This window comes from Acidovorax cavernicola (assembly GCF_003581445.1).
Genome location: NZ_QXMN01000013.1, coordinates 88,499 through 108,264, shown reverse-complemented (window position 1 = coordinate 108,264; position 19,766 = coordinate 88,499). Strand labels below are relative to the sequence as shown.

Sequence of the window (19,766 nt, the reverse complement as noted above, 5' to 3'; positions counted from 1 at the left end):
GTGTGTCTGCGTCCCCTGCGTTCCCGGAGGTTCATGCATGAGATTCAACCTGGCGACCAGAGGGAGACGGGCCGCAGAGATAGCCCATGAGCGCATCGACGATCGAAGCTTCGAGCGCCGCGGGTGCGAACTGCGCGGGCGGCTCGATGACGGCCGCATGCACCAGCGTCTCCATGATCTGCAGCACCACCCAGGTGGCCAGGTCGAGGTTGCGCGGCGTCAGCTCGGGGCGGTGCTCGTCCAGCAGCTGGCGCACGCGGCGGAAGATGTCGTGGTCGGCGGCGCTTTCTTCGCGCGGCGCGTCGAAGAAGGGGAACTCCTTTTCGAGCACGCGGTGCAGTTCGGGGCACACCGCGTGCGCCGCGAGCAGCGCTCGCACCATCGCCTGCACGCGCCCGCGCAGGCTGCGCGCGCGCGACGCGGCCAGCACTTCGTCGATGGCCGCGTACATCTGCGTCGCATGCCGCTCGTGCAGTGCCGTGATCAGCGAGTCCTTGTTCGGGAAGTACTGGTAGACCGAGCCCACGCTCACACCGGCGCGTTCGGCCACCACGTTGGTGTTGGTGCCGGCATAGCCGCGCTCGCCCAGAACGCGAGCCGTGGCTTCCAGAATGACCTCGACCATCTGCTGGGAACGCGCCTGGCGCGGCGTCTTTCTTGGCTGGGGCGGGGATTTCATCGGATGTCTCGAATGCGAGTTTTCAATGCGAGTGATGGCTCGTATTCTAAAAGAGAGCGAGCAAATGCTCGCATTCTGGAATCCGCAAGTTCGAAGTAGATACACCACACCATGACAGCCAATGCCTTCGAGGCCCACGCGCCGCGTGCGTTGCCTCCCGCCTTTCCACTCCCCCTGCCATCGACCGCCGAGGCCCCGCCAGCACGAGGACTGCGGCGGGAAGCCTGTGTCCTGCGGTGCAGTCTCGTGACGCCGCACATGCGTCGCATCACCCTCGGTGGCCCGGACGTCGCGGCCTTCCTGCGCCATGCGGCGACCGATCAGCCCGGCGCCTGGGTGAAGGTGTTCGTGCCCGGCGGCGAAGGGCGGGCCTACACGATCCGCCGCGTCGACCGCGTTGCTGCCACGCTCGAGCTGGACTTCGTGCTGCACGGCGACAGCGGCCATGAAGGCCCGGCCTCGGCCTGGGCGGCCCGGGTGCAACCGGGCGAAAGCGTCGGCTTCGCCGGCCCGCGTGACGGCGGTTTCGCGCTCCCGCCGGACGCACGTTGGGTGATGCTGGCCGGCGACGCGACGGCGCTGCCCGCGATCCAGGCGATCGCCGCCAGCCTCGGGCCGGAGATCCGCCTCAAGACCTACGTCGAGGTGCCCACGGCCGCCGATGTGCAGGAGATCCGCTCACGGGCCGTGCTGCGCACCTGCTGGCTCACGGGCGATCCGTCGGAGCCGGGGCTGGCGCTGCAGCAGCAGCTGATGCACCGCCCGCAGCCGGCGGGGCCGGGTTACATCTGGCTGGCGGGCGAATCGGGCGTAGTGCGCACGCTGCGCGCGCATTTCCTGAACGATCAGGGTCTGGCGCGCGAGCGCCTGAGCGCCAAGGGCTACTGGAAGCACGGCGAGGCCGATCACCGCGACCGGGCCTGAACGCAGAGCGTCAGTGCTCGGCCGGTGCGTGGCGTGAGCGCGTGTCCGACGGCCGTTCGCCGAAGCGCGCGCGGTACTGCGCGGCGAAATGGCCCAGGTGGAGAAACCCGTACTTCTCGGCCACGTCGCGCACACCGGTGCGCACGGACGCGGATTGCAGCTCGGCGCGCACGCGGTCCAGCCGCAGCTCGCGCAGGAACTCCATCGGCCCCTGGCCCGCATGCTGGCGGAACGCGAGCTGCAGGGCGCGTGCGCTGCAGCCGGCCTCGCGGCACACGTCGGCCAACGACAGCGGCTGCTCGGCATGCGCGGCCATGAACTCCTGCGCCTTGCGCACCGCGCGCGGCAGCAGGTGGCGCTGGTTGTCGCCCGCGAGCGCGCGCGAGTGGTTGTGGCCCGCCGACATCAGCAGGCTCGACATCAGGTATTCCTCGGCGTGCTCCGCCAGGCGCCCGCCGGCCTGCAGGGCGTTGCCGGCGTCCAGCGTGAGCCGCAGGTAGTCGATGTAGTGCACCACCGGCGCAAGCGCCGGGTTGTCCAGCGGCACGCCGAGGTCGAACACCAGGTGCTGGCGCACGGGTGCCTGCAGCAGCGCCTCGAGCCGCGACAGCAGCGCCGCGCGCGCAATGCGCACGATCAGGTGCGGGCTGTCGTCGGCCCAGCGCATCGACAACTGCTCGGTGGGCGAGGGCAGCGAGGCCATCCGGGGCGTGGCCTCGACCTGCTGACCGCCGCAGCGGATGTCGGCGCCGCCGCGCAACGGAATCTGCAACAGGAAGAAATCCTGCAGGTAGCCGGGGTCGATCTGAACCCCGGGGCCGTACTGCACGTAGTTCAGGCTCACGTCGCGGTGCAGGCGGGCGCTGTGGTGGCAGGCGTCCAGTTCGGTGCGCGGGCGCAGCATCGTGAGGCCGTGCGGGCAGAACACGCGGGCCACGCTCTCGCGCGCCTCGTCCATGTCGTGGCTTTCGAACAAACGGTAACGCTGCAGCGGCAGCCGTGGGGCGGTGGCGGTTTCCATGGGAAGCGGGTGGACCGTAGCAAAAAGCCTTCCAGCCCACAATTCGGGCCGTCCCTTGGAACCCCCGAAAAAACCTGCGCGGCAGGGACAGCGCCTGCGTTTTCGGGATCGGCCGGCGAGGCCTTGCGTTCTACCTTTGGCCCATTCGCCAGACCGGCGATTCAACCGAGGAGACACGCTTCATGTTCAAGGGACTCGAAGGCAAGAGCGCCATCGTCACGGGTGGTTCGACATTGATAGGCGCCGGTTTGGTGCGCGCCTTCCACGCGGCGGGCGTGAAGGTGGTCATCGCCGACATCGACGCCGACAAGGGCCAGCCGCTGGCCGACTCGCTGGGTGCCGGCGTGCGTTTCGTGCGCACCGACATCACCGACGACGCGCAGGTGAAGGCCTGCGTCGACGAGGCCGCTTCCCGCCACGGCGGCGTGCACTTTCTCGTGAACCTGGCGTGCTCCTATGTGGACGACGGCTTCAAGTCGCCGCGCGCCGACTGGCTCACGTCCTTCAACGTCAACGTGGCCAGTGCGGTCGCGATGCTGCAGGCCGTGCATCCGCACATGCTGGCGGCCGGCGGCGGGGCGGTGGTGAACTTCACCAGCATCTCCTCGCGCGTGGCCCAGACCGGGCGCTGGCTCTATCCGGTCAGCAAGGCCGCGATGGCGCAACTCACGCGCAACATGGCGATGGACCTCGCGCCCGACCGCATCCGCGTCAACAGCGTCTCGCCGGGCTGGACCTGGTCGGCCGTGATGGACCAGCTCACCGGCGGCGACCGCGCGCGCACCGACCGCGTGGCCGCGCCGTACCACCTGCTCGGGCGCGTGGGCGACCCGGACGAGGTGGCGCAGGTGGTGCTGTTCCTGTGCTCCGAGCACGCGAGTTTCGTCACGGGCGCCGACTATGCGGTGGACGGTGGCTACAGCGCCATGGGCCCCGAACAGGCGGTGCCGGCCATCCCCCGACTGATGGAACCCTGATCCATTCGAGCGCAACGACAACACCACCACGAGACAACCAAAGAAGGAGACAGCCATGAAGCGAATCGCCATCGTCGGCGCAGGCCAGTCGGGCCTGCAACTGGGACTGGGCCTGCTGGATGCGGGCTACGAGGTCACGATGTACAGCAACCGCAGTGCGGACGACATCCGGCAGGGCAAGGTCATGTCCAGCCAGTGCATGTTCCACACCTCGCTGCAGGTCGAGCGTGACCTGGGGCTGGACCAGTGGGCGAAAGACTGTCCCACGGTGGACGGCATCGGTTTCGCCGTGCCGCATCCCGAGCAGAAGGGCGCCAAGGCCATCGAATGGGCGGCGCGGCTGAATTCGAGCGCGCAGTCGGTCGACCAGCGCGTGAAGGTGCCCGCGTGGATGGCGCTGTTCCAGAAAAAGGGCGGCGAGCTGGTCTTCAAGGACGCGGGCATCGACGACCTCGAAGCCTGCACCCGCAGCCACGACCTCACGCTGGTGGCCAGCGGCAAGGGCGAGATATCCAAGCTCTTCGAGCGCGACGCCGCCAAGTCGACCTACGACCAGCCGCAGCGCGCATTGGCACTCACCTACGTGAAGGGCATGCGCCCGCGCGCCGATTTCTCGGCCGTGTGCTTCAACCTGATCCCCGGCGTGGGCGAGTATTTCGTCTTCCCGGCGCTGACCACCACGGGCCCGTGCGAGATCATGGTGTTCGAAGGCGTGCCGGGCGGTCCGATGGACTGCTGGGCCGACGTGAAATCGCCGCAGGAACACCTCGCGCGCAGCCAATGGATCCTGGACACCTTCACGCCCTGGGAGGCCGAGCGCTGCAAGGACATCGAGCTCACCGACGACAACGGCATCCTCGCGGGCCGCTTCGCGCCCACCGTGCGCAAGCCGATCGCCACTCTGCCCTCGGGGCGCAAGGTGCTCGGCATGGCCGACGTGGTGGTGCTCAACGACCCGATCACGGGGCAGGGCTCGAACAACGCGGCCAAGTGCGCCGATGCGTACCTGAAGAGCATCCTGGCGCGCGGCGAAGGCGCGGCCGATGCACCGTGGATGCAGCAGACCTTCGACCGCTACTGGTTCGGCTATGCGCAATGGGTCACGCGCTGGACCAACATGCTGCTCGCACCGCCGCCGCCCCATGTGCTGAACCTGCTCGGCGGCGCCGGTGCCGTTCCGCCGCTGGCCAGCGCCATCGCCAACGGCTTCGACGATCCGCGCACCTTCTTCCCGTGGTTCGCCGAGCCCGAGGAGGCCGAGCGCTACCTGGCCACCTGCGCAGCAGTGGCGGCATAGACGGAGCGCGCACATGACACGACGCGTGGCCATCATCGGCGCGGGCCAGTCCGGCATGCAGCTCGCGCTGGGCCTGCTGGGCGGCGGGTGCGAGGTGACGGTGTATTCCAACCGCACCGCGCAGGAGATCGAGAGCGGCCCGGTGATGTCCAGCCAGTGCATGTTCGAGACCGCGCTGCAGACCGAGCGCGCGCTCGGCCTGGACTACTGGGCCGACACCTGCCCGGTGGTGGAAGGCATCGGCATGGCGGTGCGCAGCCCCGAGGGTGCGCGCGCCATCGCATGGAGCGCGCGGCTCGACGGCCCCGCGCAGTCGGTCGACCAGCGGCTGAAGATCCCGGCATGGATGCACGCCTTCGAGGCGCGCGGCGGCCGGCTCGTGCATCAGGACGCGGGCATCGACACGCTGGAAGACTGCGCCCGCACGCACGACCTCGTGGTGGTGGCCAGCGGCAAGGGCGAGATCTCTGCGCTGTTCCCGCGCGACGCGGCGCGCTCGCCGTTCGAGAGCCCGCAGCGCGCGCTGGCACTGACCTACGTCAAGGGCATGCGCCCGCGCGAAGACTTCGCGGCCGTGTGCTTCAACCTGATCCCGGGCGTGGGCGAGTACTTCGTGTTCCCCGCGCTGACCACGTCGGGCCCCTGCGAGATCATGGTGTTCGAGGGCGTGCCCGGCGGTCCGATGGACTGCTGGGACGACGTGAAGACGCCGCAGGAACACCTGGCGCGCAGCAAGCAGATCCTCGCGGACTTCCTGCCGTGGGAAGCCGAGCGTTGCGCGCACATCGAACTGACCGACGACCACGGCGTGCTGCGCGGGCGCGTCACGCCCGTGGTGCGCCAGCCGGTGGCCACGCTGCCCTCGGGCCGCTGCGTGCTGGGCCTGGCCGACGCCGTGGTGCTCAACGACCCGATCACGGGCCAGGGCTCGAACAACGCGGCCAAGGCGGCCGACATCTACCTGCAGCGCATCCTGGAGCACGGCGACGCGCCCTTCGATGCCGAGTGGATGCAGCAGACCTTCGACCGCTACTGGGAAGGCTACGCCCGCTGGGCCACCGACTGGACGAACAGCCTGCTCGCGCCCCCGAAGCCGCACCTGCAGAAACTGCTGCAAAGCGCCACGCACATGCCCGCGGTGGCGAGCGCGGTGGTCAACGGCTTCGACGACCCGCGCGATTTCGCGCCCTGGTGGTTCGACGCGGCTGAGACCGATCGGCTGCTCGAAGCCAAGGCGCGCGAAGCGGCCGTCGACCGCTTCGACCGGCGCGATTTCCGCCGCGCGCTCGGCCAGTTCAGCACCGGCGTCACGGTCATCACCACGCGCGCGCTCGACGGCCGCCGCGTGGGCATGACGGCGAACTCGTTCTCGTCGGTTTCGCTCGATCCGCCGTTGGTGCTGTGGAGCCTCGCGCGCCAGGCCCCGAGCGTGGCCGACTTCACCGGTGCCAGCCATTTCGCGATCAACATCCTGGCGTCGCAGCAGCATCACCTGTCGCGGCAGTTCTCGACACCGCAGGCCGACAAGTTCGGCGGTGTCGACTGCTGCGAGGGCACGGCCGGTGTGCCGTTGCTCAACGGCGTGCTCGCGCGCTTCGTGTGCCGCAACGTGCGGCAGTACGACGGCGGCGATCACCTGATCTTCATCGGCGAGGTCGAGGGCTACGAGCGCTTCGACGGCGAGCCGCTGGTCTTTCACTCGGGCTACTACCAGATCACGACCCGCCATCCAGAATGCGTACAGTGAGCCCCTGGTTCCCCACGTCCACCTTCCAGTTTTGAGAACGGAGTCAACCCCCATGCAGAACAACGCCCCCGCTTCCTCGTCGCAAGACATCCGCATCCAGGCCTCCGATGGCAGCGGCAGCTTCGGCGCCTACCTGGCCGTGCCGCGCAGCGGCACTGGCCCGGGTCTGGTGCTCGCGCAGGAGATCTTCGGCGTCAACAAGACCATGCGCGACGTCGCCGACTACTACGCCGAGGAAGGCTACGTGGTGCTCGTGCCCGACCTGTTCTGGCGCCAGGAGCCCGGCGTGCAGCTCGGCTATGCCCCCGACGACTGGCAGCGCGCCTTCGCGCTCTACCAGGGCTTTGACGAGGCGCTGGGCATGCAGGACATGCAGGCCGCGATCACCGCGCTGCGCCAGCGCCCCGAGGTGACCGGCGGCAAGGTCGGCGTGCTGGGCTTCTGCCTGGGCGGCAAGCTCGCCTACCTCGCGGCCTGCCGCACCGACGTCGATGTGGCGGTGGGTTACTACGGCGTGGGCATCGACGCCGCGCTGGACGAAGCCGACCGCATCCGCTGCCGGCTGGCGCTGCACGTGGCCGAGCTCGACGGCTTCTGTCCGCCCGAGGCGCGCGACCGCATCGTGCAGACACTGCGCGGCCGCCCGAACGTGGAGGTGCATGTGTACTCCGGCGTCGACCACGCCTTCGCGCGCATCGGCGGCGACCACTACCACCGCGCCTCGGCGCTGATGGCGCACGAGCGCAGCATCGCGGCGCTGAAGTCGGTCATGGGTCCGCACTACGACCTCGCGGCGCTGTGGGACAAGCATTGCGAGTACGAGTTCGGCACCCGCAACGTCGACGACACCATGGGCACGATGGTGGCCGAGCCTTACGTGAATCACATCCCGACCATGACCGGCGGCGTGGGCTACAAGAACCTGCACGCGTTCTATACGAACCACTTCGTCAACAGCAACCCGCCCGACACCTCGCTGGTGCCGATCTCGCGCACCATCGGCGCGACGCAGGTGGTGGACGAGATGCTGTTCTGCTTCACCCACACCACCGAGATCCCGTGGATGCTGCCGGGCGTGAAGCCTACGGGCAAGCGCGTGGAGATTCCTCTGCTGGCGGTCATCAAGTTCCGCGGCGACAAGCTCTACCACGAGCACATCTACTGGGACCAGGCGAGCGTGCTGGTGCAGGTGGGCCTGCTCGATCCGGCGCTGCTGCCGGTGGCGGGCGTGGAAACCGGGCGCAAGCTGCTCGACGAGACGCTGCCGTCGAACACGCTGATGGCACCGCGCGGCTGAGCCGCCGCCCGATCGTTCTTCAGACGCTTCAGGCGCCGCGGTTGGCCGGCGGCGCCTGCTGCAGGCGGTAGGCGCGCGGCGCCACGCCGTGCTGCTTGCGGAATGCCGCGGTGAAGCGGCCGTGGCACTCCCATCCCGCCTCGGCCGCGATGGCCTGCACGCTGAGCTGCGTGTCGCGCAGCAGCCGGGCGGCCAGCGCCAGCCGCTCGGCCACGAGCAGGCCGTAGACCGTCGTGCCCTCGGCCTCCTTCACGTGCGCCTGCAGCCGCGCGACGCGCAGGTCGAGCCGCTGTGCAAGCGCATCGACCGTCCAGGCCTGCGCTGGTGCTTCGCCGAGCAGTGCACGCAGCCTGCGCACCGTCTGCGCCGCCGCACCGCCATGGCTCTCTTCGGAACGCGCCGGGCGCAGCAGTTGACCCAGGTCGAGCAGCACGCAGGTCAGCAGCTCGGTCGCGCGCGCATGGAACAGCGGCACGAAGGCCGGGCGATCGGAGGGTTCGTCGCCGATGCGCGCCAGGCAGTCGCGCACGCGCGGTGTGAGCGCTGCGTTGCACAGCACCCGCCCATCGTCGCGCTCGACCAGCTCGCTCATCTGCCGCGCGGGCAGCCGCACGCCGAGCGCCTGCAGCCAGCGCGGCAGCAGGTCGCGCCGCAGACGAAACTGGACGAAGTTGTTGCGGCAGGCGCCGGGAATGTGGATGAGGTAGCCGCCGTCGCGGTTCGGCGTGCGCAGCAGCGCGCGGTCGACGCGGAAATCCAGCGGCCGTCCCTGCGCGCTGCCGATCTCGCCCGTGACGTGGCCCGAGAGAAAGAAGGTCAGCAGCAGTTCGTTGCCGGGCGCCAGCTGCACGTGCAGGTCGTCGTTGAGCCTGAAATCGAAGTACAGCGCGCTCGCGCCTTCCCAGGGCGTGGTTCGCAGGCGCAGGATGCGGCCACCGTCGTCGGGCCAGCGCACCTCGCGGCTGGCGCCGTCGTGCAGCGCCGGCAGCGCGAGCGGTCGGTCGGCGGGCAGGCGGATCAGCGCGGCATTGAAATCGTCCTCGCGCAGCGCGGCGGACGCGAACGGCGACGGCTGGATCGGCACAGTCTGCGATGGGATCGGCATAGAAAACCCTGCCCTGCGGCGTTAGCGTTGGAACACTTTGGTTCGAACGGAGTTTATGGATGAATGCTCGACGTGTCTGCCGGTTTCTGGGGCTCCTGGCGGCCTTCGCCGCGGGGCTGGTGCCGGCGCTTGCCAGCGCGCAGGGCGCCGCTTCGGCGTGGCCCGCGCGGCCGATCCGGCTGGTCGTTCCCTTCGTGGCGGGCGGCGGCGCCGACGTGGCGGCGCGGCTCATCGCGGCCAAGCTGCAGATGCAGCTGGGCCAGCAGGTGGTGGTCGACAACAAGCCCGGCGGCAACACGCTGATCGGCGCGCAGGAGCTCATGAAGGCCCCGCCCGACGGCTACACGCTGCTGTGGTCCATCGACCAGACCTTCGTGCTCAACCCCTCGCTGTACAACCGGCTGCCCTACGACCCGCGCAAGGACTTCACGCCGGTGGCGCTGGCCATTACCTCGCCCACGGCCGTCATCGCGCGCACCCAGGCAGGCAGCGTGGGCGACGTGCATGAGCTGGTGAAGCGCGCCAGGGCCGAGCCCGGCAAGATCAACATCGGCGCGGCCGCGATCTTGTCGCAGATGGCGCTGGAGGAGTTCAACCGCAGCGCCGGCATCGAGATCACGCGCGTGCCCTACAAGGGCAGCGCCGAAGTAGCACAGGCCACCATCGCGGGCGACATCGACGCGGCCTTCGACGGCATGGCGCCCTATGTGCAGTTCGTGAAGGCGGGGCGCGCGAAGATCCTGGCCGTCACCTCGGCCAGGCGCTTCTCGGGCCTGCCCGACGTGCCCACGCTCGACGAACTGGGCTACAAGGGCGTCGACTTCTCCGTGTGGTTTGGCGTCGTCGGCCCGGCCGGCCTGCCGCCCGAGATCGCCAAGCGCGTGAGCGACGGCGTCGACTGGGCCATCCGCCAGCCCGACGTGGTCGAGAAGTTGCTCGTGTTCGGCTTCGAGCCGGCCGCACAGACCAGCGTGAGCGCACTCAAGGGCCGCATCGACAGCGACCTGGTGCGCTACAGCCCGGTGATCAAGAAGCTCGGCTTCAAGCTCGACTGAGAGGGAATGCGTCATGAAAACCGCGGGCCTGATCGGAGGCGTCGCGTGGCCTTCCACGCTCAGCTACTACCGCTTGTTGAACGAGCACATCCAGCGCGAACTCGGCGGCCTGCACTCGGCCCGCTGCGTGATCGTGAGCCTGGACTTCGCCGATGTCATCGCCGCCATGACGGCCGGACGCCCGGACGACGCGCGCGCCCAGATGGAAACCGCCGCGCGACAGGTTCGCGCAAGCGGCGCGGACCTCGTCGCGATCCTGGCGAACACCGGGCACTTCGCGGCCGATGCCGTGCAGGCCGCGGCGGGCGTGCCGCTGGTGCATGTGGCGCGGGAAACTGGCGACCACGTGGCCGCCCTGTACCCGTCGATGCGCCGCCTCGGCCTGCTGGCCACCAGCTTCGCGCTCGACGCGCCGTTCTTCGGCCAGATGCTGGGGGAGGGCGCGGGCTTCGAGCTGGTGCTGCCCGACGCGGCGCAGCGACGCACGCTGGACGCGGCGATCTTCGGCCCGCTGGCGCTTGGAGAAGCCGGCGAGGCCGACGCGGCAGTCATCTCGACGCTGTGCGACGACCTCGTGGCGCGTGGCGCCCAGGGCATCGTGCTGGGCTGCACCGAGCTGAGCGTCGTCAAGCCCTGGATCGCGTGCTCCGTGCCGCTGTTCGATTCCACCGACATCCACGCCCGCGCCATCGCGCGCGAGATGACACGGGCCTGAACCCACTTCATCAACGAAAGAGAGACCACCGCATGCAGACCGCCGACTTCCCCTTGCCCTTCGTCAACGCGCCCTACAGCCGCGCGATGTTCGACGACGAATGGATCTTCGTCTCCGGCACCATCGGCATGGACTACGACACGCAGACGCTCGCGGTCAGCGCCGAGGACCAGACGCGGCTCATGGTGCGCAACATCGAAAAATACCTGGCGGCCTGCGGCGGCCGGCTGGAGCAGGTCGTCAACTACACGCTGATCGTGGCCGGGGCCGAGCACCTGGGCGCGGTGGTGCAGACGCTGTCCGAGGTGCTGCCCTGCAAGCCGACCGGCACCGCGATGCTGGCCGGCATCGCCGTGCCCAAGGCGTGGGTGGAGATGCAGGTGATTGCGCGCAAGAGCCAGCCGGTGGGCGGGAGCAGGACATGACGCGCGGCGGCATCGGTGCCCTGCGCGCGGGTTTGTGCGCGGTCGCGTGCATCGCGGCGGGCTGTGGCGGGAGCAACGGCGGCGGCGGGATCGGATGGCCGTCGCCCGCCACACCTGCGCCCACGCCCACCCCCACGTCGAAATACGAGGCCCAGGTGCGTTGGACCGAATACGGCGTGCCGCACATCTCGGCCAAGGATTACGCCGGCCTGGGCTACGGCTACGGTTACAGCATGGGGCGCGACCACCTGTGCCTGCTGGCCGACCGCATGGTCACGCTGCGCGGCCTTCGCGCCGGGCTGTTCGGCGCGGAGGGCAAGGCGCTGGTGGGCTTCCAGCAGCTGCCGAACCTCGCCAGCGATGTCTTCTATCGCGTGCAGCTCTCCGACGAGATCCTGGACGGCGCGTGGCGTGAGCTGTCAGCCAATGCGCGCGGGCTTGCCGAGGGCTATGCCGCCGGTTTCAACCGCCATCTGCGCGACATGACGCCCGAGGCACGCGCCACCGCCTGCGGCGGCGTGGCCCCGCCGCAGATGACCGCGCACGATGTGCTGCGCGCCACGCTGCAGATCGGCCTGATCTGGAGCGGGAGGAAGGTCGCCGCTGCTGCCGCCGACTCCTCGTGGGAACAGATCGGCGTGAGCAGTGCGCCGGCCGCCCAGGTAGCGCCGACCAGCCAGATGGCCAGCAACATGTGGGCCTTCGGCGCCGACGCCACCGGGAGCGATGGCGCCCTCATGATTGCCAACCCGCACACCAACTGGGACAGGCACTGGCTGCTGATGCACCAGATGCACCTCACGATCCCCGGCGAGATCGACGTGATGGGCGCCGACTTCCTGGGCATTCCACTGCCGCTCGCGGGCTACACGCGCGACATGGCCTGGAGCATCAAGTCGCCCGCGGGCATCACCTTTCCGCTGCTGCTCGCGCTCGACGTGCGCGCGACGCCCAAGCCTGCGCACGTGGTCGACGGCGTGGCACACGAACTCATGGAGAAGAAGGTCGTGGTCGACGTGCGCCAGAGCGACGGGCGCGTCGTCTCGCGCACCTTCCGCGTGCCCTATTCGAAGTTCGGTCCGCTCTACCGGTTGCCGGCGGAGCCGGGCCAACCGGCGGGCCGGTACGCGGTGGCGGACCCGAACGCAGGCAATGCGCGCGCGCTTGACCAGATGCTGGCGGTTGCGAAGGCGCGCAACGCCGAGGAGTTCAAGGCCGCCGTGGCGGCCAACCGCGGCATCACGGCGCACCTGATCGCGGGCGATCGCCATGGACAGGCGGTGTACACCGAGTCGGGGCCGTTGCTCGACATCGACGATGCGACCCTGCTGGCCTGCGCGGTCGTGAAACCGCCCGAAGGCGTGGTGCCCGCCGCGCTCGATGGCAGCCGCAGCGCATGCACGCTGCGCGCCGGCGATGGCACGCTCAGGAAGGCCGGCGCCGACAGCTTCCCGATGCTGTCCACGCGCGGCATTGTCCAGAGCACGGCGGACAGCTACACCAATGCGGTCTTCGGCCGGCAGTTGGGGGGCTATTCGTTGTTGCTGGGCAGCAGGTTGAGCGAGCCGAGCATGCGGATGCGCATGTCGCAGCGGCAGATCGCGCAAAGCATGAAGGACGGAAACTTCAGCCTGGACGAGGCCGGCGACCTGATCTTTTCCAACCGCAGCTACGTGGCCGAGACGCTGATGGACGGCATCGCCTTCGCGTGCGACAGCCCGGACGGCAAGGCGAGCGTCGCGTCGGCCTGCGCAATGCTCGAGGCATGGGACCGTCACTACAACGCCGACAGCCGCGGCGCGTTGCTCTTCAATGTGCTGTGGCCCGAGATCAGGTCCATTCCCGGCCTGTACGCGCAGCCCTTCGAGCCGGCGGAGCCGTTTCGCGTGCGCGAGGTCGCACGCACCCCGCAGGTGTCGACGGCCGTCGTCGCGGCAATCGGCAAGGCGGTCCGGCAGCTGGATGCCGTGGGCCTGCGCGGCGACGAGCCCTGGGGCGCGATGCTGGCGCGCAAGACCGACAAGGGCCGCGTGCCGCTGCACGGCGGGGCCGACGCCCAGGGCGTGCTCAATACCGTGGAAGGCACCGTGCTGACCGGGCAGGGCTACGACGACATCTTCTACGGCTCGTCGTACATCCAGATCGTGCGCTGGGACAAGGGCCGCCCCGACGCGCGCGTGCTGCTGGCGCCGGGTCAATCGTCGGACCCCGCGTCGCCGCATCGCAACGATCAACTGGCGCTCTTCGCGCGCAAGCAGCTGACGAAGCCGCCGTTCACCGACGCGGAGATCGCCGCCGACCCGAAGCTCACGCAGCGCATGCTGCGCGAGTGACGGGCGCGGCCGGCAGGCTCAGACCACCAGGTTCTGCTCGACGTCCAGCGTCTTGCGGCGGGCCAGCGCCAGGTTCGACTTGGCCTTGTCCAGCACCAGGTAGACGAACAGGCCTTCCTGCTTCTGCATCGGGCGGATGATGTGGTACTGCTTGCCCAGCGTGATCAGGATGTCCTCGATGACGTCGTTCAGGCCCAGGTCGCGCATGGTGCGCATCTTGGCGCGCACGACTTCGGTGTTGCCCGCGGCGGCCACTTCGAGGTCCACGCCGGAGCCGATCTGGCCGAGGATCATGCCGCTGCCCGAATCGACCAGCGCCGCGCACAGAGCGCCGTCGCAGGTCATCAGGTCGTCCATGGATTGCTTGATATTTGCCATCGAAATCTTTCCTAGTCCTCGCCCCTGAAAGTCGGCCAGCGCCCGGGCGAAGGGGTGGGCGGCGGCCGGAGTGGATCGGTGCGCGCCTTCTTCAGGCGTGCTGCAGCAGCTGCGTCGCCTGCTTCGCGTAGTAGAGGACCTGGCCGATGATGGCTTCGCGGCCCGTGACCACGCTCACGATCAGCGTCATCTCCGGGTGGCGCGCCTGCAGCATCAGGATGTGGCCGTTCGCGGCCTCGATGGTCACGTTGTCGCAGTGGCCGAGCTGGCTTTCCTCGCCCGCCACGGCGCCCAGCGCGGCCAGCGAACTGGCGATGGCCGACAGGCGCGCGACCTGTGCGGTGTTCTCGACGCGCGCGGCCAGCTCCAGGCCATCCTCGGTCGAGATCACCACGGCCTTCACGCCCTTGATTTCCCGCATCAGGGTGTCGATGGCCGATTCCGCTGCAAGCCTGATTCTTGGTGTGATGTTCATTGCTGCCTGAATGGAATGAGAAGAAGAGAAAGAGAGAGCGGTGTGCCGTCAGACCTCGAGCTGGAGCAGGAGCAGTTCCAGCAACTGCACGACCTGCTGCGCATCGGTGACGTTGGCCGGCAGCACCGGGCACACGACGCCCTTGGCCTCCATGCGCCGGGCGTAGGCGTCGATGCCGGGGCTCGGATGCGTTTCCATGCGCCCCACGGCCACCACGCAGGCGGTCTGCGCGATCAGTTCGGCAAAGCCGTCGAGGTAGATGTCCAGGTCGGCCAGCGGATCGGGGCGGCTGTTGTCCACCAGGATCACCACGCCGAGCGCGCCGCGCCCCAGGATGCGCCACATGAAATCGAAGCGCATCTGCCCGGGCGTGCCGTACAGGCGCAGCTTCTCACCGTTGTCGAGCGTGAGTTCGCCGTAGTCCAGGCCGACCGTGGTGGTGGCCTTGGCGACCGAGGTGTCGCTGTTGCGCACGTCGGTGCTGACGGGCGGGATCTCGCTCACGCCGGCGATGGCCGTGGTTTTGCCGGCGCCCATGGTGCCGGTGAAGAGGATCTTGTGTTCTACGGTCATTGAGGGCCTGACGGCTGCAAGCCGAGTCGGTTCCGGATGCGTGCAAGCAGGCCGGGTTGCACGTTGTCGCGTGTCGTTGCCGGGAAGCGGCTGTCGGGAAAGACGCTGTCGGGGGCCGAGGCGGCCACCAAGGCGCCGGGGACACCGGGAGCACCCGGGCTGGCCGGCGCGGCGCCGGGGCGTTCGAGCAGGCCCGCGCGCCGCAGGTCGGCCAGGAAGTCCGCGCACTCCTGGCGCGTGGCGGGCGAGCGCTGCTGCAGCGACAGCACCGACGCCGGCCGGTTGGACATCAGCGTGGCCAGCCGCAGGCGGATCGGCGCTTCGAGCACGGCGGCCGGCGGCCAGCGCAGCATGCGGAATTCCTCGTGCTCGCCGATCGGGATTTCGGTCGCGGCCAGCCCCAGGCCGCGCGCGTGGACCACCATCGCGCCGAGACGGTTGAGCACCACTTCCAGTGCATCGGTGTGCAGCGGCAGCGCCAGAAAAGGGCCGCGCTGCGGATCGGCATGGGCGACCGTGAGCGTGGGCACCGGCGGCTGCAGCGGGGCGGCCGCGATGGCGACCTGCTCGCCGACGACCCGCAGGTCGGCCTGTTCGGCCTTCCACGACCAGTTCTGGTGCGTCCGGTGGTCGAGCAGCCGGATCAGCGACTTGAGCAGCACTTCTTCCCGGTGAGGCAGCCCCTCGACGCTGTAGCTCAGCAAGGCGCGTTGACCTTTGGGAACAGTGTTAGTGCCGGTCATGGTCCCTCCGGACGGGACAACCCGGCAGCAGGTCGCGGGAGCGAAGCGTGCTCAACCGCGTCGAAAGCACCAGTATGAATCGGCATCGCCGTTCTTTTTGCAACTTGAGAACTCACTGTAAGAAGTTGGACGGTGATGCCGATCGCAACGCTGGCTTGGAGAACTAAAGTGTTTGTTTGAGGGTGGTGCTAAAAATATAACACTTGTTGCAAATAAAAACACAAGATTACGAACAACTGTTTTCAGTGGGTCGCGGACGCGACAAAACCTCGCGTGCCGGAGCGCGGCGCGCGAGGTTTCTGGGCGATTGTTGAAAGAGGCGGGCGCGAGAGAAAAGGCGCCCGCTGGGGCGTTAGTGCCCCAGTTGTGCCTGAAGTTTGGCCACTTGCAGGCGCAGATTCGCGTTCTCGGCCGTGAGTTCGGCCACGCGCCGTTCCAGTTGCTGGACAGCGTCGAGTGCCGGTTCGGCGCCGTCTTCGGTCTCGGGCGCGGCCTCGCGCGGCTTGCGCTTGGCTTCGCGCACGCGCTTGGCGGCCTGCTTGAGCTCGTCCTTGCCGGCGTTGGCCGCCGACACCTGCTCTTCGGCGGGCAGGGTGGCGACGGCCGCGGCCGTGTTGATCGAGATCACGCCCGACTTCACGGCCGCCACCAGCTCGGGTGCGGCCTGCTTCTGGATCTTCTCGATCATCACGACCTGGCTGCTGCTCAGGCGCGCGGCGCGGGCGATGGCCTCGCGGCTGTTCAGCGGCACGGGCGGGGGCAGGGCTTCTTCAGGTGCGGCGGAAGCGGTCGAGGCGGGCGCGTCGTCGACGTCGAAGGGCGGGTCGTCTGCTGTCGTCGGGGTGGTGGCGATGCTGCGGGCGCGGCGCTCGTCCACGATGTCCTTCTTGCGCAGCGCCAGCACGCCGCGCAGGTAGTCCGAGATGCTGCGGCGGCCCAGGTGCTGGTCGATCATCCACAGGTGCACGTCCTGCAGCGTCTTGAAGCGCGTGTTCTGCACGGTCTGGAAGGGCAGTCCGTGCTTCTGGCAGATGCCGTAGCGGTTGTGGCCGTCCACCAGCACGTCGCCCCACAGCACCAGCGCGTCGCGGCAGCCTTCGGTGAGGATGCTGCGTTCGAGGGCTTCGTACTCCTCCGGCGTCAAGGGATCGATATAGGCTTTGAGTTCTTCGTTGACGACGATATTCATGGGTACGGGTGCGATGTAAGGGGCGGAATTTTAGGTGTCTCGGTTTCGGCGGCTCGAACGTCTAGACAGGGAGAGCCACGCTGAGGCGGCACTGGGAAAACCGGGCCGTTTCACGTCATCAAATGGTAATAATTCTCATTTGCAACTTAGCGCTTGAATACTTCAGGAGTACCCATGGATCTGTCGCTTTCCCCGTCCGCGCCCACGCTGGGGGAGGTCTTCATCGCGAACCGTGCCCAGCTCCAGCGCGTCGCGCAAAAGATTGTCCGAACCGCCGACCTGGCCGATGAAGTCTTGCAGGACGCTTATCTGAAGCTCGCCGACGGCGCTTCGGTGCGCGATGTCCGCAAGCCGCTCGGCTATTGTTGCCAGGTGGTGCGCAACGTGGCGGTCGACTATCACCGCCACCATTCCGTCGAAGCCAGCTATCGCACCTACTGCGAAGACGTCGAACTCGTGAGCCCGCCCAGCAGCAGCGAGGCGCCCGATCGCGTGCTCGGCGGCCGGCAGGCACTGGTGGCGATCGACCGCGTGCTCGAAGCGCTGCCGCCGCGCACCCGCCTGGCCTTCGAACTCAACCGCCTCGGCGGCCTGACCCAGCGCGAGATCGCCACGCGCCTGGGCTGCTCCGCCACCCTCGTGAACTTCATGATCAAGGACGCCGACGCCGCGCTGGAAAGCTGCCGCTACCTCGTTCAAGGCAACTGAGCTTGCCGCAGCCGCCATCGGCGCTACGATGGCCGCCGATGAGCAGCAGCAGCAACGACACGCAAAGCGACCCCGCCTGGCAGACCGCCTGGACCTGGGTCCGCCGCCAGCACGCCGGCGAGGGCGCCCTGGACGCCGCCGCGAGCGCCGAACTCGCGCAATGGCTCGCCGCCGATCCCGCACATCGCCAGACCTACGCCGAGGCGGCCCGCCTCTGGCTGCTCGTGGGCCTGGTGCCGTCGGCGCACGACGTCCCCTCGCCGGACGCCGAAGACGCGGCGCGTTAGCCAGCCTCCTCTTTTTCGCAGTTCTTGGCGCAATCGCGCCGCGGCGCAGCCGTGCGCGGCTTTCATGCATGTGTGACTAAACAGCCGGCCTCGCGGCGCGTCTTGTATCGCAAGGGCAAACCCTGCCCGCACCTACAAGGAGGACCGCTCATGTCTACCAGCTGTTTCGATCGCGAAGACGAGACCTTCGTCGTGCTCGTCAACCACGAAGCGCAATATTCCATCTGGCCGCACTGGAAGGCCGTGCCCGGCGGCTGGACTGCCGTCGACGGCGTCAAGGGCGACAAGAAGACCGTGCTTGCGTACGTCGAGGCGCAGTGGACCGACATGCGCCCGAAGTCGTTGCGCGACTGGATGGCCGCGCAGCCCTCGCAGCAACCCGACAACGCCGCCGCCTGACGCGCATGCAGGCGTCGCTGCCCCTGCTGTGCCTGCCGTGCGCGGGCGCCAGCGCCACCATGTACCTGCGTTGGCGGCGTGCGCTGCCGCGCTGGATCGAGGTCGTGCCGGTCGAGCTGCCGGGCCGCGGCGGGCGCCTGGGTGAGAGCTTCGTCGACCACTTCGATCGCATGGTCGCGCAGCTGTGCGCCGAGCACGAAGGCGTGCTGCGCGGCCGCTACGCGCTCTTCGGCCACAGCATGGGCGCCCTGCTGGCCTGGGGCATGGCGCAGCGCCAGCAGCAACTGGGGCGGCCGTTGCCGGGCGCGCTGATCGTCTCCGGCAGCGCAGCACCTTCACAGCGCGACCCCGACCGCTTTCTCGACAAGACGGACGACGCGGCCCTCATCGCCGACCTGCGCAAGCAGGGCGGCACGCCCGACGAACTGTTCGACAGCCCCGAGCTGCTGCGCATGACGCTCGACACCCTCGGCGCCGACTACCGCCTGTGCCGCAGTTTCGTGCCCGGCCACGCCGCGCCATTGCCCGTGCCGCTGCATGTGCTGGCCGGCCGCCAGGACGACATCGCCCCGTGGCGCATGCAGGCCTGGGCCGAAGAGACCGCGCACGCGCGCTTCACGCTCGACTGGTTCGAGGGCGGCCATTTCTTCATCCGTCAGCACGAGACCCAGGTGCTGGCCGCACTGGCGCGGCACCTCGCGCCGGCGATGGTGGCGGAAGTGGCGGGAGGTGTCGATGCGGCTCGTGCCCTGGCATGACCCGTTGCCGCCGGGCATCGCGTTGCACCGCCTGGACCTGGACCTTGCGGCGGATGACGGCGACGCGTGGGCCGACCTCACATCCGACGAGCATGCACGTGCTCAACGTTTCGCCCGCCGCGCCGACCGCGTGCGCTTCGCCCACACGCGCGCCGTCGTGCGCCGCCTGATTGCGCGGCACCTCGCCTGCCGTCCGGCGGACGTGCCGCTGCGCACCGACGTGCACGGCAAGCCTTTCGTCGAAGCGCGGGGTGACAACACCGCGCCGCTCTTCAACATCTCGCACGCCGGCGATCACGCGCTCATCGCGCTGGCCGATCCGGCACGCGTGCATTGCGTGGGCGTCGACATCGAAGCCTGCGCGCGCGATGTCATGACCGACACCGACGCGCTGCTCGCCATGGCCTTCACCGCGCGCGAGCAGCGCGAAATCCGCAGCGACGCCGACCTGCCGCGCGCCTTCTACCGACGCTGGGTCGGCAAGGAAGCCGTGCTCAAGGCCGCCGGTGTCGGCGTGGCCGAGCACCTGCAAAGCGTCGGCATCCACCCGAGCGCCCACGGCGCGCTCGCCGTCGACTGCGCCGTGCCCGCGTGGGCCGGCATCGAAGCGATGGCGCTGTCCGCGCCGCCGGGCTACGCCGCCGCGCTGGCCTGGCACACCAAGGAAGAACTTCTGTGAAC

The 19,766-nt window shown here is 69.0% G+C and carries 22 protein-coding genes and 1 pseudogene; 15 read left to right on the top strand and 8 right to left on the bottom strand.

The window, feature by feature from the left end:
* Nucleotides 1–31: 31 nt before the first annotated feature.
* Entirely contained in the window at nucleotides 32–679 is a 648-nt protein-coding gene (locus tag D3H34_RS13085; protein WP_205736719.1) for a TetR/AcrR family transcriptional regulator, read from the bottom strand.
* A gap of 150 nt (nucleotides 680–829) precedes the next feature.
* Here D3H34_RS13085 and D3H34_RS13080 point away from each other — a divergent pair, with 150 nt between their 5' ends.
* Nucleotides 830–1,603 (top strand): siderophore-interacting protein, encoded by a 774-nt coding sequence (locus D3H34_RS13080; RefSeq protein ID WP_434057684.1) that lies wholly within the window; start codon nucleotides 830–832, stop codon nucleotides 1,601–1,603.
* 10 nt (nucleotides 1,604–1,613) lie between these two features.
* Here D3H34_RS13080 and D3H34_RS13075 read toward each other — a convergent pair whose 3' ends face one another.
* Nucleotides 1,614–2,624: an AraC family transcriptional regulator gene (locus D3H34_RS13075; RefSeq protein WP_119553888.1), complete on the bottom strand. Its 1,011-nt coding sequence runs from the start codon at nucleotides 2,622–2,624 to the stop codon at nucleotides 1,614–1,616.
* 182 nt (nucleotides 2,625–2,806) lie between these two features.
* Here D3H34_RS13075 and D3H34_RS13070 point away from each other — a divergent pair, with 182 nt between their 5' ends.
* From D3H34_RS13070 to D3H34_RS13055, 5 genes and pseudogenes are all read left to right on the top strand, one after another.
* Nucleotides 2,807–3,601 carry an SDR family oxidoreductase gene (locus D3H34_RS13070; RefSeq protein WP_119553887.1) on the top strand — a complete coding sequence of 265 codons (795 nt, stop codon included), beginning with the start codon at nucleotides 2,807–2,809 and terminating at the stop codon, nucleotides 3,599–3,601.
* A 55-nt stretch (nucleotides 3,602–3,656) separates the two neighbouring features.
* Nucleotides 3,657–4,898, top strand: coding sequence for a styrene monooxygenase/indole monooxygenase family protein (locus D3H34_RS13065; protein ID WP_119553886.1), 1,242 nt, complete (start codon nucleotides 3,657–3,659; stop codon nucleotides 4,896–4,898).
* A gap of 13 nt (nucleotides 4,899–4,911) precedes the next feature.
* A pseudogene (locus tag D3H34_RS34985) lies at nucleotides 4,912–5,661 on the top strand (styrene monooxygenase/indole monooxygenase family protein); the annotation flags it as partial.
* A 456-nt stretch (nucleotides 5,662–6,117) separates the two neighbouring features.
* The gene (locus D3H34_RS34665) at nucleotides 6,118–6,645 is read left to right on the top strand and encodes a flavin reductase family protein (RefSeq protein WP_286185678.1); all 528 of its coding nucleotides are present in this window, start codon (nucleotides 6,118–6,120) and stop codon (nucleotides 6,643–6,645) included.
* Nucleotides 6,646–6,697: 52 nt separating this feature from the next.
* Entirely contained in the window at nucleotides 6,698–7,942 is a 1,245-nt protein-coding gene (locus D3H34_RS13055) for a dienelactone hydrolase family protein (RefSeq protein ID WP_119553884.1), read from the top strand.
* Nucleotides 7,943–7,970: 28 nt separating this feature from the next.
* Here the strand turns inward: D3H34_RS13055 and D3H34_RS13050 are convergent, their stop codons facing one another.
* A complete protein-coding gene (locus D3H34_RS13050; protein WP_119553883.1) occupies nucleotides 7,971–9,047 on the bottom strand; it encodes a helix-turn-helix transcriptional regulator in 1,077 nt (358 codons plus the stop codon).
* Between the two features lie 59 nt (nucleotides 9,048–9,106).
* On the opposite strand from D3H34_RS13050, the gene D3H34_RS13045 reads away from it, so the two are divergent.
* Genes D3H34_RS13045 through D3H34_RS13030 form a run of 4 tightly spaced genes read left to right on the top strand, consistent with a single transcriptional unit; the run spans nucleotide 9,107 to nucleotide 13,575 of the window.
* Nucleotides 9,107–10,102 carry a Bug family tripartite tricarboxylate transporter substrate binding protein gene (locus D3H34_RS13045; RefSeq protein ID WP_119553882.1) on the top strand — a complete coding sequence of 332 codons (996 nt, stop codon included), beginning with the start codon at nucleotides 9,107–9,109 and terminating at the stop codon, nucleotides 10,100–10,102.
* A gap of 13 nt (nucleotides 10,103–10,115) precedes the next feature.
* Nucleotides 10,116–10,817, top strand: a complete 702-nt coding sequence (locus D3H34_RS13040) for an aspartate/glutamate racemase family protein (RefSeq protein WP_119553881.1) — start codon at nucleotides 10,116–10,118, stop codon at nucleotides 10,815–10,817.
* A gap of 32 nt (nucleotides 10,818–10,849) precedes the next feature.
* On the top strand, nucleotides 10,850–11,242 hold the full coding sequence (locus tag D3H34_RS13035) for a Rid family hydrolase (protein ID WP_119553880.1): 393 nt from the start codon (nucleotides 10,850–10,852) through the stop codon (nucleotides 11,240–11,242).
* Complete coding sequence (locus D3H34_RS13030; RefSeq protein ID WP_119553879.1) at nucleotides 11,239–13,575, top strand: penicillin acylase family protein; 2,337 nt, start codon at nucleotides 11,239–11,241, stop codon at nucleotides 13,573–13,575. The genes D3H34_RS13035 and D3H34_RS13030 overlap by 4 nt, the downstream gene beginning before the upstream one ends.
* Nucleotides 13,576–13,593: 18 nt before the next feature.
* On the opposite strand, the gene D3H34_RS13025 is transcribed toward D3H34_RS13030, so the two are convergent.
* From D3H34_RS13025 to D3H34_RS13005, 5 genes are all read right to left on the bottom strand, one after another.
* On the bottom strand, nucleotides 13,594–13,953 hold the full coding sequence (locus D3H34_RS13025; RefSeq protein ID WP_119553878.1) for a hypothetical protein: 360 nt from the start codon (nucleotides 13,951–13,953) through the stop codon (nucleotides 13,594–13,596).
* A 91-nt stretch (nucleotides 13,954–14,044) separates the two neighbouring features.
* Nucleotides 14,045–14,428 carry a roadblock/LC7 domain-containing protein gene (locus D3H34_RS13020; RefSeq protein WP_119553877.1) on the bottom strand — a complete coding sequence of 128 codons (384 nt, stop codon included), beginning with the start codon at nucleotides 14,426–14,428 and terminating at the stop codon, nucleotides 14,045–14,047.
* A 48-nt stretch (nucleotides 14,429–14,476) separates the two neighbouring features.
* Nucleotides 14,477–15,001, bottom strand: a complete 525-nt coding sequence (locus D3H34_RS13015; RefSeq protein ID WP_062469903.1) for a GTP-binding protein — start codon at nucleotides 14,999–15,001, stop codon at nucleotides 14,477–14,479.
* Nucleotides 14,998–15,744 carry a hypothetical protein gene (locus tag D3H34_RS13010; protein WP_119553876.1) on the bottom strand — a complete coding sequence of 249 codons (747 nt, stop codon included), beginning with the start codon at nucleotides 15,742–15,744 and terminating at the stop codon, nucleotides 14,998–15,000. The genes D3H34_RS13015 and D3H34_RS13010 overlap by 4 nt, the downstream gene beginning before the upstream one ends.
* Before the next feature lie 352 nt (nucleotides 15,745–16,096).
* The gene (locus D3H34_RS13005) at nucleotides 16,097–16,933 is read right to left on the bottom strand and encodes a plasmid replication/partition related protein (RefSeq protein WP_119553875.1); all 837 of its coding nucleotides are present in this window, start codon (nucleotides 16,931–16,933) and stop codon (nucleotides 16,097–16,099) included.
* A gap of 174 nt (nucleotides 16,934–17,107) precedes the next feature.
* Between D3H34_RS13005 and D3H34_RS13000 the strand changes: the two genes are divergently transcribed.
* The 5 genes from D3H34_RS13000 (at nucleotide 17,108) to D3H34_RS12980 (ending at nucleotide 19,764) form a co-directional block, all read left to right on the top strand.
* Nucleotides 17,108–17,641, top strand: coding sequence for a sigma-70 family RNA polymerase sigma factor (locus tag D3H34_RS13000; protein ID WP_119553874.1), 534 nt, complete (start codon nucleotides 17,108–17,110; stop codon nucleotides 17,639–17,641).
* A gap of 38 nt (nucleotides 17,642–17,679) precedes the next feature.
* The gene (locus D3H34_RS12995; RefSeq protein WP_119553873.1) at nucleotides 17,680–17,928 is read left to right on the top strand and encodes a FecR/PupR family sigma factor regulator; all 249 of its coding nucleotides are present in this window, start codon (nucleotides 17,680–17,682) and stop codon (nucleotides 17,926–17,928) included.
* 150 nt (nucleotides 17,929–18,078) lie between these two features.
* Nucleotides 18,079–18,327, top strand: coding sequence for an MbtH family protein (locus D3H34_RS12990; RefSeq protein ID WP_119553872.1), 249 nt, complete (start codon nucleotides 18,079–18,081; stop codon nucleotides 18,325–18,327).
* A gap of 5 nt (nucleotides 18,328–18,332) precedes the next feature.
* Complete coding sequence (locus D3H34_RS12985) at nucleotides 18,333–19,085, top strand: thioesterase II family protein (RefSeq protein ID WP_119553871.1); 753 nt, start codon at nucleotides 18,333–18,335, stop codon at nucleotides 19,083–19,085.
* On the top strand, nucleotides 19,063–19,764 hold the full coding sequence (locus tag D3H34_RS12980) for a 4'-phosphopantetheinyl transferase family protein (RefSeq protein ID WP_119553870.1): 702 nt from the start codon (nucleotides 19,063–19,065) through the stop codon (nucleotides 19,762–19,764). The genes D3H34_RS12985 and D3H34_RS12980 overlap by 23 nt, the downstream gene beginning before the upstream one ends.
* Nucleotides 19,765–19,766 lie beyond the last annotated feature (2 nt).

What these genes read in the sequence shown, in the direction of transcription:
- D3H34_RS13085 (WP_205736719.1), bottom strand. Translation starts at nt 679, where the DNA reads ATGAAATCCCCGCCCCAGCCAAGAAAGACGCCGCGCCAGGCGCGTTCC.
- D3H34_RS13075 (WP_119553888.1), bottom strand. Translation starts at nt 2,624, where the DNA reads ATGGAAACCGCCACCGCCCCACGGCTGCCGCTGCAGCGTTACCGTTTG.
- D3H34_RS13070 (WP_119553887.1), top strand. Translation starts at nt 2,807, where the DNA reads ATGTTCAAGGGACTCGAAGGCAAGAGCGCCATCGTCACGGGTGGTTCG.
- D3H34_RS13065 (WP_119553886.1), top strand. Translation starts at nt 3,657, where the DNA reads ATGAAGCGAATCGCCATCGTCGGCGCAGGCCAGTCGGGCCTGCAACTG.
- D3H34_RS13055 (WP_119553884.1), top strand. Translation starts at nt 6,698, where the DNA reads ATGCAGAACAACGCCCCCGCTTCCTCGTCGCAAGACATCCGCATCCAG.
- D3H34_RS13050 (WP_119553883.1), bottom strand. Translation starts at nt 9,047, where the DNA reads ATGCCGATCCCATCGCAGACTGTGCCGATCCAGCCGTCGCCGTTCGCG.
- D3H34_RS13045 (WP_119553882.1), top strand. Translation starts at nt 9,107, where the DNA reads ATGAATGCTCGACGTGTCTGCCGGTTTCTGGGGCTCCTGGCGGCCTTC.
- D3H34_RS13040 (WP_119553881.1), top strand. Translation starts at nt 10,116, where the DNA reads ATGAAAACCGCGGGCCTGATCGGAGGCGTCGCGTGGCCTTCCACGCTC.
- D3H34_RS13035 (WP_119553880.1), top strand. Translation starts at nt 10,850, where the DNA reads ATGCAGACCGCCGACTTCCCCTTGCCCTTCGTCAACGCGCCCTACAGC.
- D3H34_RS13030 (WP_119553879.1), top strand. Translation starts at nt 11,239, where the DNA reads ATGACGCGCGGCGGCATCGGTGCCCTGCGCGCGGGTTTGTGCGCGGTC.
- D3H34_RS13025 (WP_119553878.1), bottom strand. Translation starts at nt 13,953, where the DNA reads ATGGCAAATATCAAGCAATCCATGGACGACCTGATGACCTGCGACGGC.
- D3H34_RS13020 (WP_119553877.1), bottom strand. Translation starts at nt 14,428, where the DNA reads ATGAACATCACACCAAGAATCAGGCTTGCAGCGGAATCGGCCATCGAC.
- D3H34_RS13015 (WP_062469903.1), bottom strand. Translation starts at nt 15,001, where the DNA reads ATGACCGTAGAACACAAGATCCTCTTCACCGGCACCATGGGCGCCGGC.
- D3H34_RS13010 (WP_119553876.1), bottom strand. Translation starts at nt 15,744, where the DNA reads ATGACCGGCACTAACACTGTTCCCAAAGGTCAACGCGCCTTGCTGAGC.
- D3H34_RS13005 (WP_119553875.1), bottom strand. Translation starts at nt 16,933, where the DNA reads ATGAATATCGTCGTCAACGAAGAACTCAAAGCCTATATCGATCCCTTG.
- D3H34_RS13000 (WP_119553874.1), top strand. Translation starts at nt 17,108, where the DNA reads ATGGATCTGTCGCTTTCCCCGTCCGCGCCCACGCTGGGGGAGGTCTTC.
- D3H34_RS12995 (WP_119553873.1), top strand. Translation starts at nt 17,680, where the DNA reads ATGAGCAGCAGCAGCAACGACACGCAAAGCGACCCCGCCTGGCAGACC.
- D3H34_RS12990 (WP_119553872.1), top strand. Translation starts at nt 18,079, where the DNA reads ATGTCTACCAGCTGTTTCGATCGCGAAGACGAGACCTTCGTCGTGCTC.
- D3H34_RS12985 (WP_119553871.1), top strand. Translation starts at nt 18,333, where the DNA reads ATGCAGGCGTCGCTGCCCCTGCTGTGCCTGCCGTGCGCGGGCGCCAGC.
- D3H34_RS12980 (WP_119553870.1), top strand. Translation starts at nt 19,063, where the DNA reads ATGCGGCTCGTGCCCTGGCATGACCCGTTGCCGCCGGGCATCGCGTTG.